Genomic DNA, 15,107 nt, shown 5'->3' with positions numbered 1-15,107 from the left:
AGCAAAATATGAATGCTATCGCTTTAAAGTAAAATGCCCTGAAAATTCTCTTCCATCTTGTAGAAAAACTTTAAACCAGTAATCATCAGTTGGTAATAACGTACCATTAAAAGTGCCGTCCCAACCATTAGATTGAACAGTTAACTGTTTTAACAGTTTTCCATATCTATCATAAATTAAAATAGCACTATTGGGTTGCACTGTAGAACTTATGCCTTTAATTTTCCAATAATCATTAATATTATCACCATTAGGCGTGAAATATTTTGGATGCCCAATCACTGAAATAGGTAGTGTAGAAACCCCACAAATGGCATCTCGAACATATATGGTATAAAATCCTGCTCTTATATTATTGAACATAGGTTCTTCTTGATACATTATAAAAGAAGAACCTTCTTCTCTTAAAGCATATTCATAATTACCTAGCCCAAGGTTGGTCGGATCTATAGTGACCGAATTGTTTTCAGATAGGTCTATAATAGTAACATCGTCTTGAGTAATGGTTGCTTTTTCAGAAGCTTTCACATCAACATTTAGAGTTTTTGAACAAAAGGTACCATCTGTTTTAGTTAAAGTAATTGAGTAAGTTCCTGGTGTTGAAACTGATAATGTTGGATCGTTAGAAAGTATGGTGCCATCTTCGTAAATCCATTCATAGGTAAACGATTCAGTAATACTAGCTTCGAAAGGATCTAATAATACGGAAAATGTCGGATCAGAAGTACAAACAATTTCTTCTGGGTTCATAGTGAATTCTGGTAAAGGATTTACTATGAGATCAAAAGTTGTGGTTGCAATACAAGTTCTGTTGAGAGGGTTAATAACTTCAACTACTATGGTTTGATTTTCTGAAATTAAAGGATTTGGTAAAGACGTGCTATCTGTTACTAAATTACCGTTTTCATCAATGTAATCGAAGTAGATTTCCATGCCAGTTTGGGTTCCTAAAATGGTACTACTAAATGTTGACGTGTCAAAGGGGTAAACTCCATCATCATCAATATCATTTAAATCACCGTCACATACTATTTGTGGAGGTATTGGATTTGCTATGGGTTGAATGTCAATTTTAAACTCAATGGTTGTTTCGTCATCACAAGGCCCATCTGGAGCAGCTGTATTATTATTGGTAAGCAGAGCAGTAATGGTTTGCGAGGTTGATAGAAATGTATTTGGAAATGGGCTAGATATTAAATTTCCATTAAAATCTGTTAACTGATTTCCTAATGAATCAAAGTAAGAAACCGAAACATCTGTTAAACTTTGTCCATTTAGTAAATCTGTTTCCAAATTGGTCGTGTTAAAAAGAAAGCCATTATTGGAATCTGTATCATTATCACATTCTATAAATGGAGGTATATTATTAGCAGTTGGTAAAGTTTCTACAGTTAGTAATACATGAGCTCCTAGAGCTAAACAATCATTAGCTATATCGCTATCGACTCTCACATATATAAATTGTGACCCTGGATACCCTATATTTCTATAATTAGCAATATTTGTTATTTCATTAACCTCTGCTAATGCGTCAGTTTCATTTCTGTAATAGCGAGGAGGTAAAGGGTTTTGCCCTGGCGGTATAGAATTGGTAATGATTGTAGATACACTGCTAAAATCGAATGTTGCAATACCATCTCTATCATCATTATTTATAGTATCCATACCATTGGTATCTAGAAAATCATCACATTGATTAAAGGTTACCAGAAATGTTGAGGGAATGACTGTTGTTGATACGTTTAGTTGAATCTCGGAAGTTTGTATACAGCCAAATGATGATTCTATACGTGCCCAAATAGCATCCGAGCTAATGAACCTATTAATAAATGTTGTAGGATCATTAATATAATCAGGACTTGTAATGTCTCCAGAAATAGCAGCAGTCTGTGTTAAAAAGTATGTAAAGGTTTCATTAGAAGCATTTGTGGAAATTTCATTGTTTGCTTCAGTTAAATTAAAAGGGCTAAAGCCAAGAGTTGTTGGATCTTCATCATCACATTGCACTAATACTACTGGAGAGTTTACAATAGGTAGTGGGCGAACAGTTAATTCAATGTTATTTGAATACAATCCGCAACTATTACCAGTTACGTTTAAGAAAGCTCGATACTGATATGTATTTATTGATAGGGGAGCTGATGTAATATTTAAAGTTGTAGTTTGAGATCCACTATATAGAGTATTATCAATAATGGTATTCCAATTGATACCGTCTGTGCTAATTTCCCACTGAATTGTATCAATAGTCGATGTTGCTATCGATATGGTTGTATTTGAAGATTCGCAAACTTCAGTATTACTAGGTTGTATTGAAATAGTTATAGGTGCAGCGTCTAAATAATCACTGTTCGGAATGGTATACCCATCACTGGCGTTTGTAACTAAACCAAAAGCATTTGTTGTGACTAGATTATTGCCCAATAAATCATCTCCATTTGCGTCAGAAAAACCAGCTTCAATAACATCACTACACGTATCATCATCACTATCTAAATCAATATAAGAAAATAGGGAATCATTATCTAAATCATTAGGGGTATAGCCTATAATATTACTGTCAGGAGCTGTTTCTGCAGCATCTGCCCATCCATTTATGCCATAAGTAGGACCATCTTCTATACCGTCTAAATTGGTATCTGATAGTGTGCCTAATTGTCCAGATTCTATTAAATCGTATATGCCATCGTTATCACTGTCTAAATCGTAAAAATCGAAAATAGTATCAGAATCAGAATCTAAAGGAATGGCATTGATATTAAAAACATCATCTAATCCATTAGTATCTGTATCTATATTTGATAATGTTACCAGTGTCCCACTATTTTCAATAATATCTGGAAGCCCATCATTATCGCTATCTAAGTCAAGTTCGTCTTTTACACCATCCAAATCTGTATCTTTTTTAAAACAGGTAAGCGATATTGTACCGCTGTACGTAGAAGCAGTCGTTGTATTTGACAATTTATGAATAAAAGAAAAGCCATCAACTTGATTGGAAAAAAACTGGTAAGGGGTATTACCTGTAGGTGAAGGATTTATTTTATAGTGAATTTCAGATCCTGAAATTTGAGTAACACCAGTTTCAAAAACACCATCAAAATTAGAATCGATTAGTAAACGGTTATCAGGATCAATAAGTGTGATATTTTTATTTACGGGTAATATTTTTGCAATAAAAGATTCACCAGATGTTATTACATGTGTGATTGCCGTATCTTCTTGTAATTTTACATTTACAGATTCTGTAAAGCTTATTGTGTATGTGCTTTCTGCATTAGCTGCTGGTTGTACCATACTCGTGAAACTACCAATATTGGAGCCTACCATAGTATTTGTTGAACTTCCAGAGCTATTGTTTTGATTAAATGTTGATGTGACTATTGTTGTATTAGTTGAATTATCTTGAAAAGTTATTGGATGAATATTAGAACCTGATGAGCTAATTGTCGATAGGTCTATAGTGACATCTCCTCTCGATTCTGTGCAATTAAGGATACCATCATTGTCATTATCGATATCAATATTATCAATAATACCGTCATTATCAATATCGTCAGGACAGATACTTACAGGAACTTCTGCTGATTCCAATCTTTCTAAAGTACAGGTGATAATTCCAATTAATTTGTATTTTCCAGGTACTGTTGGTGTTAATACAGGTGTACTAATAAGTAAATTTTGAAACCCAGTACCATCATCAAACCACCATTCAAAACTGTCAAAATTTTGAGTATTAGCGGCTTCTAAAGTGATATTAGGAATGCAGTTTCCTAGTGTTGTGAATTGGGTGTCAAAATTAATTTCTGGTGCTGAAGGAAACCCGGAATAAAAACTTCCGGATGTTGCTGCACCATTATAATTAAAATAAGCACAGTATAATTCGTCTGAACTTTGTACGGATATATTTCCAGAAAGGCCTTTTATTTTATAAGTAACATAATCGGGTTTTCCAGGAACTGTATTTGAGGCTACAGAAATGGGTGCGTTATTAATGGTGACAGTTGCTCCGACTTTTGTAACAATGGTAATACCTCCAGCATAAATAGTATTTCCAATATTTTGAATATTAGCAATATTCTCTAAGTTTCCCCGAGCTTCGCAACTTAAGGGAGGGACAAAAAACATCCCTTGGTTGGCTTCACTAGATGTTCCATTATTTCCTAATCCTCCTACGCCTTGATAGGCAAAGGCTGGTTGGGAAGTTTCAACATACATATTCCCATTTGTATTATATTGATTACCTTCAATAACATAGTAACTGCCAGCATTTATAGTTGCAATTGGTGCATTTCCATTAACACTAATACTTGTATTATCTGTATGTGCTACAATTAAAACATTTTCCCAATCATTACTACCATCCCCTCTAACAAAAATATATTCGGTGCCTACTTTTGAAACATCAACAATTTGATCAATACCATAATCTCTTCCGCCGCCGCTACCAAAACTACCATTTGTAGAGCCACAATTTACTACGATAGGTTTGTCAGAACTTATTAAACTTCCTATTAATCCATCACGGTTAGTAACTGAGGAGCTACTATTTGTGGCGATTGTATAACTCTCTCCTTTATTTAAAGTGGTATTTATAGGCGTTGTCCCACTATAATTTTTTATAACAAGACCAGCGGGAAGATTGCTAAAAGTAACTTGGGTATTATCTTCAGTTGCCATAACTGATGCAAAATTTAAATAATTGTCTTGAGGATTTTCGTTGGTATAACTGCCCACTCTAAAAGTAGTCCCTAAAGCAGAAAGTCCTTTACTAACTAAAGCTCCAGCTTGTGCACCTCCTCCTGCATTCATTCTAACGGATACATAAATGGTGCTTTCTGCTTCAATAATATAGCCTCTGTCATTAACAACAACACTGGTTTGTGGTGAAGGAATAAATAATTGCCCATTTCCAGTACCTAATGAGATTTGTTGGGGGTTTGCGTTTGATACATTACCAGTTATGTGGCTGGATACTGGTTGACCTACTGGTTTGATAGTAAAAGGAATATCAATAACACTGGGGGTTGATAAATAGATATATTGATCTTCTGGATTGGCATTTCCGAATTCAGCACTTGTTAACGGTGGTATATAATGTGTTTTGCTTAATTGAGAATAAGCATGAGAGGTCATGGTTATTATAAGTATTAACAATAATCTTTTATAAAAAGTACATAACGGCATAAACTTATTGTTAATAATAAGGAGTTTAAAATGAACTAAATACTAAAATATAGTATTTAGTTCATTTAGACTTTGTAAAATTAAGAAGGTTTAATTTTTTTAGACGAAAAGATTAAAATAACGGTTATTCCATAAAATAATTGTTAAAATTATCCTACTTTAATAACAAAAGGGACTGTTTAATAAAGAACTCATTTAGACTTTTTCAATTTGCTAAAAAATGGCTGTTTTCAGCTCTGTTTTTGTCTTTTTTTTCTTCCGTAGCCCTGCTATGCAACTCAAAAAAGTCTTCAACATAGGCAAAAACTTCTAATTTTCGCTTAAATCCAAAAGTCTAAATGAGTTCAATATTAACGTTTTAAAGCAAAATGGCCACTTACATTAAAAGTATTACCATTTTGAATGACATCGGCAGAAAACCAATAATCATCAGAAGGCATATTTTCCCCGTTATAAGTTCCGTCCCAACCTATTGATGTATGTGGTAGAGTTTTAAGGAGTTTTCCATGTCTATTATAAATATGAACAATGGTGCCTGGTAATAACTCGATGCCTATAATATGCCAGGTGTCGTAATAGCCATCGCTATTAGGCGTAATAAATTTAGGAACATCAAAAACCATAACATTTTGTGTAATATCCATACATCCATTTAAATCTCTCACTGTAACAGTGTGCATTCCAAATGTGACATTTTCGAAGATATTAGATGTTTGTGGTTCACCATCGTCTAGTATAAAAACATAATTACCGATATTACTTTTATTAATGTCTACTGTAATACTGTTTGGGTCTGCAAAGTCAACTGTTGTGGTAAAGTTTATAGTTGCGGCTTCAGATTCTATAACAGAAAAAGGGTGCGTGTATGCACAATCTCCAGTTATATAAGCTCTGGTAACTGTTACTGAATAATTTCCAACATCACCAATATCATCTAACAATATTTCTGATGTTGTTGCTCCTGTAGACCATAAATACGTGTCATCTGGGTTACCAGTATCGGCACTAATTACTAAAGGCAAATTATCTATGCATAGAGGAACAATGTCATCTATTGGGATGACAGGTAAAGGTTTTATTCGAGTATTAAATTCCGTGGTATCGAAGCACCCCGTGTTATTATTCTCAATACGGGCATATATTGTTTCACCGTCAAATGCGAGGTAGTTATTGTCTATACTATCAATACCTTCTTCTGCATTAGCTAAACTATTGTAGTACGTAATGCTAAAGTCTGAAGCATTTTGTGCGCCCAAAATAGTATTTTCAGTTAAAGAGAGTAAATCAAATTCAAAAAAACCGTCAAAGTCATCATCACAAGTAATTAAATCTGGTGTTGGGTTGGCTATAGGGTTTGGATTTATTTGTAAATTAAATGATGGTGCGATATAGCAGCCTGTCGTTATATCTGAAACTCTAATGAATATGGTATGATTACTAGCCGTATAATTAAATATATTGCTAAGAGGAGCTATATTATTATCAGCATCATTTTGTGTGTTGTGATATGAAATATTGACCAAACTTGGATCATCTACTATCACAGTATCTACAGTAGATAAATCGAAAGTATTTGTGTCATTATCGCATATAGGAATCGTTGTTATAGTATTAATAGGGGGTGGGAGGTTTACTCTTAGTTCTAGTGGAGCAATGCTAAAACATTCGGTTAAAGTATTTGCTATTTTGATGTAGACGGTTTTAGCGCTTGAGTTAAAACTTGATGGATTGGAGATTTCATTTGTATTATCTAAGCCATCATCTTGATTTATGTCTTCAAAATTTTCAAAATAATTAATGCTTAAAATCCCTAAGTTTAATTCTCTTTGATCTAAAATTTCTAAATCTGATGTTTCTAAATCGAAAGTTGTACTACCATCATAATCTTCATCACAACGTATTAAAGCTGTAGTAGGAGGAATGATATTTGGAGCTGCAGTAATATTTATGTTAATAGTTTCAACAACATGGCATAATGAATCATCACTCTCGATTCTGACAAATAAAGTTTGTTGGTTTCTTATAGTGTTTGTATAAGTAGATGGTAGTGGATTGGTGCCATTATCGGCTTCTAGAAAGGTTAAATGAAAGGTGATATTTAAAACTTCGGGAGGATTAGGCCCTTGAATTTCTATGATTTTTTCATTTAAATCAAAAACTTCTATACCGTCATTACTAGTATCATCACAAGTTAAAAATGGTGTAGGAACATTATAAACAGGGTCTGGAGAGACTTGTATTATAAAAGAAGATGTATCAAAACAGGTTGGATCTGTTATATTTTCTACGCGAACATGAATTGTTTGAGGACTGGTTATGTTTTGGTATATATTGTCTTCATCAATTGGTATCGTAAAAGCTGCATCTTCAAAATAAAAAACGGCTTTACCTGTCTGTCCATCTAAAATTTCAGCATCTTTATCAGCTAACAAGAAATCAGCTGTATTACCGCCTCCTGTTTGACAAATTTGAAAAGGAGTAATCGTTGGTATAACGGGCTCTGTATTTACAATAATTTCTTGTTCTACTATGTTGTAGCAATTTGTTGATGTTAGAGTGTTTTCTACTCTTACGTAAATAATTTGAGTACCTGTACTTGCATCATATGATGTTCTTTCTGAGCTAGAAAGTGCATTTGTTGGTGTTGTAGAGTCAGCATCTGCAAACGTCGTAAAGAAATCTATTTCAAGATTAGTTGGATCTGTAACGACATTGTTTATAATATCATTTAAGTTTATAGTGACTATACCATCTGGATTACCGTCTGTAATATCACACATAACAATTGGTAAAGGGGTATTCGCTGGTGGTGCTGAAAAAACCTGAATCTGAAAAAAATTAGTTGTGGCACATCCACTATCATTATTTGCAATTCTAGCGTAAATGTCTTCTATCGGATTTGTATTGGTGTAAAAATCGGGTAATTGATTGGTTGTGTTATTAGCATCTGCATCAGCAAAACTAGGAAAATAAGTAACTGAAAAATTTGTATTATCATTAGTTACAAGATTATCTAATGAATGTAGATCTATGGTAACGATACCATCATCGTCTGTATCACAATACGGGATTGGATTTGCTGGATTAAATTGTAATATGGGGTTTACTAGAAGGGTTATATCGCCTATTTCTGTACAATTACCATCATTCAAAGTAAGATATAATATTCTAGGGCTTGTAGCTTCATATGGTACACCTTTTGTAATAGGGTTTAGATTACTATCTCTATCTGGCTCAGTTTCGTAAAAGGTAACCGTTACGGGGTTTGGTAAATCGTTAGAGATAAAAGATTCTAGGGTAGTTAAATTAAACTCAAGAGTATCTCCTTCTATATCATTTGTATCACATAAAGCAAAATCCCCTAAATCTGTACCAGTTAAAAGTAAATTTGTATGAATTTCTAGAGGAACAATGGAGGCACAACCAGTTGTGTCATCTTGTATCCTTACATAAATAGTTTGTTGTTCAAGGTTTATATTTTGATAATTTGTTGTATTTGCAATAGGATTGACACCAGCATTTGCATCATCAAGACTCTCATGAAATGTAGGGGTTACGCCTCCTAATCCGCCTATTATATCACTAAGAACACTTTCTAAGTTAAAATTAGCAGTGCCGTCCATGTCTCTGTCACAAGCATCTATATATTGTGTATCTCTATTTATTATTGGACTTATTGTAATATTAACCGATAATGTAGTCGTACTAACACACCCTGTTAATGAATTCATAACTCTAACATAAATAACTTCTGTAGCATTTGTATTCGCAATTGGTGATGTTATGGGGTTATCACCTGTATCTGCATCTGCAGAGCTACGATGATAAGACACTATAAGATTACTTTGACTATTGGTTATTTCATCATCTCTTTGGGTTAAATCGCTAACTTCTATGATCGTAATACCATCTGGAGAATCATCGGTATCACAAACATCTACATCAGAAGGTGTATTTATATTTGGAAGTTCATTTACTACGAGGTTAAAAGAGGTGTAAGCAAAACAATTACTATCTGTATCATCAATTCTAACATAAATCGGTTGTGGACTGATTGTATTTGAGATGGGGGCAGTAATTTCATTGATATTACCTCTTGCTTCTGCCTCAGAATAATGATAGGAAAAGGTGTAATTGGAAAAAATAGAAGAAATATTAGCTGCTAAATCAGAGGCTCTTGTCGAAAGATCAAATATTTCAGTACCATCACCACTTGCATCATCGCATAATTCATAATCACTAATAGGGGTAATAGGTTCTTCTGAATTTAATATGACATTTATTTCATCTTCTTCAGGACAACTCGTACCATTTAAGTCTACAGTGACTACAACTCTGTAAGTACCGCTTACTATGGCATTATATGTAGGGTTGTTAGCTCCACTTATTAGATTATTATCTAAATACCAAGCGTAAGTAGCTAATGGATTTGCTATATCTGCATCTAAAAGTGTAGCACTGGCACACGTTTCTATATCGTCACCTAAGTCTAAAATTGTAAAACTATCGCCTTCAATAAAAACAGCAGAGTCAAAAGTACCATCGTTTTGGTCAGCTATAATGATTTTAACATGATATTGAACATTAGGAGTAATTGTTGTAGAAGCTGTAAGCACATTGCTACGCCCAATATAATTTGTATCGCCTATATTGTATCCCTCAAAATATTGTTCGTTTTGAGGTGAACAAGCTGGCAATAAATTTGGACGTATGTTGTTTGTATTAATAGGGTCTGAAGTACCAGGTACTAAGGCAATATTTTGATAAGGACCAGTACTTGTGGATTCTCTAATAAGAAAAACAAAGCTATCAGAAATTGGTAAACATGGATTGATACCATCGTAATCCTCAGAAGCAAATAAATAGTTAAATTGAATTTGATTGGATATGGATACGATATCAAATTCTATAGACGTTGCATTAAGCGTATTGGTAATGCCTAAAGCGGTTTCTAAATCCGGATCTGTCCCCCAAGTTGTAGAACTCTCACTAAGTGGTGGCGTAATTAAACCATTTCCAGCAGATGCCGCACTACCAGTTGAAAGTATAATACCATTTTCAAAGGGGAAATTAGAGCTTGCACGTTCAAAATAACCATAACTTGGTAAACCATGTGTATTACCATTAACAGGAGAGTTTATATTAGAAATATCTACACAACCATCTACTAGATTGTTTTCTATAAGTTGTTGTAAACCAATACTACTGTCTACAGATATTTGTTGCGAAAACACAAGGCTGTTACCGCAAATAAGAATAAGCAATATAAAGTAAATAAACCTCATAGCTTGTAGGCTTTCTTTTTTCGTTTTTACTAGCAAAAATATTTATTTAAATCGGGACTGATTTTGGGCGGAAAGTAGATGTTTTTAAAGTTAAAGACAAAAAAACACAATGAAATGCATTTTAATTAGTTTTAAGGTGTTTTTTAGTATTTCAAAGTAAAATGATTCTTAAAAACCCTTCCATCTTGTAGTACAATATCAAACCAATAATCATCAACGGGAAGCTTTTCACCATTACTAGTTCCGTCCCAACCTTCACCAAGAGGCGTTAGTTGTTTTATTAACTTACCATATCTATTAAAAATACGAATTTTGGTGTTGGGTTGAAACATGCTTGAAACTCCATATACTTGCCAGGTGTCATGTCTGCCATCATTATTAGGAGTAAAGAATTTAGGGAATCCTATAACAGAAAATTTCTCGTTAACAGGTGGTCCGCAATCATTTTTTACATCATTGACCGTTACTGTATAAATACCAGGAGAAACATTTTCAAAGATATTGCTTTCCTGGTATGGAAATACAACCGTATTATTTTCGTCGAGTAGTCTATATTCATATTCACCTTCTCCAGATGCCATAACAGTAATCGTGTTGTTTTGAGAGACGTCAACAACATTAATCTCTTGAATGATTGCTACGTTAGAAGGAAGCACGATAACAGTTCTTTTTTTAGAACACCCGGTAATAGTATTTGTAGCAGTTACTACATAGTTTTTAGGTTCATTTATTTGAATTTCATAAGAATTTTCACCTGTAGACCAGCTATACGTGTAATCATTTTGTACGTTACTTGGTATAAGTGCGTTAATTGGAATGGTTTGGGGTGATTCGTTTAGGCAATAAAAATAAGTTAAATCCTCTGTATCTATATCTGGTAGTTTATTGACAATAAGTGTTACCTCCACAATACCAAAACATGCATTGTTGTTTTCTATACGCGCATAAATTGTTTGATTGTATGGACTCTTATTAGTATAAGACACATCTTTTATATTGTTTTCTTCTAAAAGCGCATACTCATAGGTTTCATAATAAATTATCGGAAAAGTAAAACTATTAGTGGTTTGTATATCTGTTGTAATATCATCTAAATTGAATGTATTAATGCCGTCTTCAGATTCTAACTCATCACAAACTGGATGCTCATAAGAAGGAATATTAACATGACTTAAATTCAAAGTTAATATGGACGTATTTGAACAGTTTGTATTTGTATTGTAAACCTCTACATATACGGGACTCGGATTGTCTGCATCATAGATATAATCGTTACTATTTGGAACGTCATTACTCATACTGCTATCTGTAAAAAATCTTGTGGATAGTTCAGGTAATCCGCCAGTTAGTTCATCATAGGCTTGGGTCAGGTCAAATCTTGTAAAGCCTCCTAATATTCCATCTTCATCACATTGTGTGAGTACGGCATCATAGGCAATAGGGTTCGCATTGACGCCAACAGTTGCTATACCTTCATAAGTATCATCACACTTACCAGTATTTAAATCAATAAACACTTTATATAAGCCAGACCCAGATGCTAAAAGGTCTGATGCATTGACCTCTAAAAAATAATTCGTTTCAGATAAAGGAACACCATCTAAAGTCCATAAATAAGTAGCTCCTGCAATATCATCAGCTTTTAATGTATACGTGTCTCCCTCGCATAATTGTAATCTTGTAGATGTAGAATTATTGCCTATAATATCTATTTTTTGTGCAAAGAAAGATGTTATAAATGGTGGTAAGCCTTGTCTTGAGTTACGACTTAAACGAATGGCATTATGTTCATAATTACAAGCGGTACCCAAAACATTTGGGTTATTTATAACAGATAAAAATGGAGAGCCTTGAGGATATGTAATACTCATTGCCCTGTAAATTCTACCATCTGGACCTAATTGTAAGCTACCTCTGTAGGTTTGTCTGTTATCTATAACAACTTCTGTTGTGTTTATATTCGTGGCAGTTAAATCGTATTGTAACAAAGCACCATATTGTTCAGCTGGGCTCCTTAATTCCTCATTTGTTTCAGGATTGTAGTAAGTTGTTACGTATAAAATATTATTATTTTGAGAAAACTCAATACCATAGGGGGATTGTCTTTTTCCTGGACGGGAAAAATTAATATTTATTTTTTCTTGATTACTTACAATACCGGTATCTACATCAAAATCATAAAGAAATAAACCATCTACAGAATTTGCACATGCCAATTTTGTGCCATCTGGTGATAATTTTAAGTACCCTCTTTGATCAATTACAGCGAGATCATTAAAAGTGGAAGAAACCGGTGTTGTTTGTATACCAGTATCTGTTACTTCATAGGCATGAAATGTGTTAAAAACGGTATCAGCAGGATTTCCATTTAAAGAAGAAAGGGTAATGACCCAAAGGGCTTGGGTATTACAATCTTTTACAACAGCACTAATTTTTTCGGTACTATTAAGTAGTAAATTAATATTTTTTGATATGACATCTCCAAATGTTCCATTTAATCTCATATCAACTTCAGAATAGTGAAATCCGAGATCTGGATCACCATTTAAAGAAGTGTCTGCCGTGAAAATATAATATATGTTAGGGTCTTTAGGTTTAGGGATTACGATAGCAGATTGTGTACTGGACGGATCTCCATATAGACCATTTCCAGCAATACCGTTTGCATTTGGCATAGGTCTGTGTAGCCTGTCCCAAACTGTTATCCCATCTGTATAAAACAATAAATTACCATCAACATCAGAAATTGTAGTACAACCTTCATCTGTATTTAATTGGCCATCTGTTAATTCTGTAATGGTACCGTTGGGGTTAAAACGGATACCGGCATTAGAGCCAAAATACCAGTTTGAAGCTTCATTTTGAGCATAAGAGTGTAGACTAAAACAAAGTATTGTGAATGTGATAATTTTTTTCATCATAGAGTAGCAAGACTACCAAAGGTATTATAAATCGCGCTTTTTTAATAATCTATACGATAAAAAGATAAATAGTCAGTTTCATCCATAAAAAATGCTGACATTTTCATACTAATTTGATATACATGTTATCATCAATTAATACGAACTTTTACTTACCTATGATGATTTAATTATGTCAAATAATTAGTCTTAATATATGTCATTAGGTGTAGTTTATGTAAAAATTCTGGTTATATAATAATTATTTGGTTAAATTTAAGCAAAGAAATGCCTATGTATATATCTGATATTAAATATGTTTTTAAATGGAGATTTTTATTATTCTGTTTAAAATTCAACTTATGCTTAGTATTGCTCTTCTTCGTTGGGTGTAATAGGGATTTAGGATTTGAAGAAATTTCAGATTATAAAATAACATTGATATCTGGAAATAATCAGACAGGGCTTCAAAATACAACGCTATTAGAAGATATAGTAGTTAAAATTGAAAATGAATTGGGAGAAGGTATTTCTGGAGTCGGTATAGGTGTTGAGGTTATTTCAGAAAGTGGAGAAGTAAACAATACTGCTTCTATAACAACGAATGAAGAAGGTCTCGCCAATATATCTTGGAAACTTGGTATGAATTATAGTAATGTATTAAAAATATTTACTGGTTCCGATCAGTCTTCATCTGTTTCTGTTACTGCAATTGCTAAGTATAAATATGCTATTCCTGAGAATGTTAGTGATGGTTGGAATACCTCAGATGTTAGTGTGCTTTTACCAAATGTAGATAAAATATATGAAGGGATAGATGAAATTAGGAGTAAGGGCTACAGAGAGATACATTCGGTATTATTATCTGTAAATAACAATTTAATTCTTGAAGAATACTTCTCTGGTACAAACTCCTTTGGTGAATTAATAGATTACAATAGAGGCATAGCTCATGAATTACAATCTGTTAATAAATCTTTTAGAGGAGCCATGATTGGAATTGCTATTGATAATGGGTTTATTCCCAGTGATCAGGTACCATTGAAAGATTTTTTCCCTGAATTAAGTTATTTATCCCAAGGAGGAAAAGAGAATATACTTTTAGAGCATTTTTTAACAATGTCTTCTGGTTTAGAATGGAATGAAGGAACAGATTTAGCAGGATTTTACGGTACGCCATTTGAAACGGCACACACGTATGTTCTTGCCAAACCCTTAGAGAGTACCCCGGGAACTACTTTTGAATATAACACAGGAGCATCATTTGTGTTAAACAGAATTATGATGAATTCAATTAATACAACTTTTGCTGTATTTGCTAAAGACTATTATTCAGATTTAGTTGAAAGTAGTGAATTACCAGGAATCGGAGAGCCTTTAGATTTTAGAAATACACCTAGAGATATGTTAAAGTTGGGGCAAGTATATTTAAATGATGGAAAATGGAAGAACACTCAAGTTATCTCTAAAGATTGGATTGATAAATCTACTACAGTAAAGTTTGATGTGTCTTCAAATAGCTCTTACGGCTACCAGTGGTGGTTAAGGGATTTTAATTCTGGGGCTAACACATACAATTGTTTTTACGCTGCTGGTTTTGGAGGACAATATATTTTTGTTATCAAAGAACTAGGATTAGTGGCTGTTTTTACCGGAGGGAATTTTAATTCAGATATGACGATTCCTTATGAAATAATGGAAGATTATATTTTGCCAGCATTTACTGAATAATAAA

The 15,107-nt window shown here is 33.4% G+C and carries 4 protein-coding genes; 1 reads left to right on the top strand and 3 read right to left on the bottom strand.

The features are described 5' to 3' along the window. Positions 1–15: 15 nt before the first annotated feature. The 3 genes from Q4Q39_RS18570 to Q4Q39_RS18560 form a co-directional block, all read right to left on the bottom strand. Entirely contained in the window at positions 16–5,136 is a 5,121-nt protein-coding gene (locus Q4Q39_RS18570; RefSeq protein WP_303284073.1) for an FIDD domain-containing protein, read from the bottom strand. 401 nt (positions 5,137–5,537) lie between these two features. After that, positions 5,538–10,472: a T9SS type B sorting domain-containing protein gene (locus Q4Q39_RS18565; protein WP_303284072.1), complete on the bottom strand. Its 4,935-nt coding sequence runs from the start codon at positions 10,470–10,472 to the stop codon at positions 5,538–5,540. A gap of 143 nt (positions 10,473–10,615) precedes the next feature. Continuing rightward, on the bottom strand, positions 10,616–13,393 hold the full coding sequence (locus tag Q4Q39_RS18560; RefSeq protein WP_303284071.1) for a T9SS type B sorting domain-containing protein: 2,778 nt from the start codon (positions 13,391–13,393) through the stop codon (positions 10,616–10,618). A gap of 267 nt (positions 13,394–13,660) precedes the next feature. On the opposite strand from Q4Q39_RS18560, the gene Q4Q39_RS18555 reads away from it, so the two are divergent. Next, positions 13,661–15,103: a serine hydrolase domain-containing protein gene (locus tag Q4Q39_RS18555; protein WP_303284070.1), complete on the top strand. Its 1,443-nt coding sequence runs from the start codon at positions 13,661–13,663 to the stop codon at positions 15,101–15,103. The last annotated feature ends 4 nt before the right edge of the window (positions 15,104–15,107 follow it).

This window comes from Flavivirga amylovorans (assembly GCF_030540875.1).
Taxonomy (GTDB): domain Bacteria; phylum Bacteroidota; class Bacteroidia; order Flavobacteriales; family Flavobacteriaceae; genus Flavivirga; species Flavivirga amylovorans.
The sequence above is the reverse complement of the archived record's forward strand: the minus strand, read 5'-3'. Positions and strand labels throughout refer to the sequence as shown.

Excerpts from the sequence above, each read along its gene's own strand:
- Q4Q39_RS18570 (WP_303284073.1), bottom strand. The coding sequence starts at position 5,136 with ATGACCTCTCATGCTTATTCTCAATTAAGCAAAACACATTATATACCA.
- Q4Q39_RS18565 (WP_303284072.1), bottom strand. The coding sequence starts at position 10,472 with ATGAGGTTTATTTACTTTATATTGCTTATTCTTATTTGCGGTAACAGC.
- Q4Q39_RS18560 (WP_303284071.1), bottom strand. The coding sequence starts at position 13,393 with ATGATGAAAAAAATTATCACATTCACAATACTTTGTTTTAGTCTACAC.
- Q4Q39_RS18555 (WP_303284070.1), top strand. The coding sequence starts at position 13,661 with ATGCCTATGTATATATCTGATATTAAATATGTTTTTAAATGGAGATTT.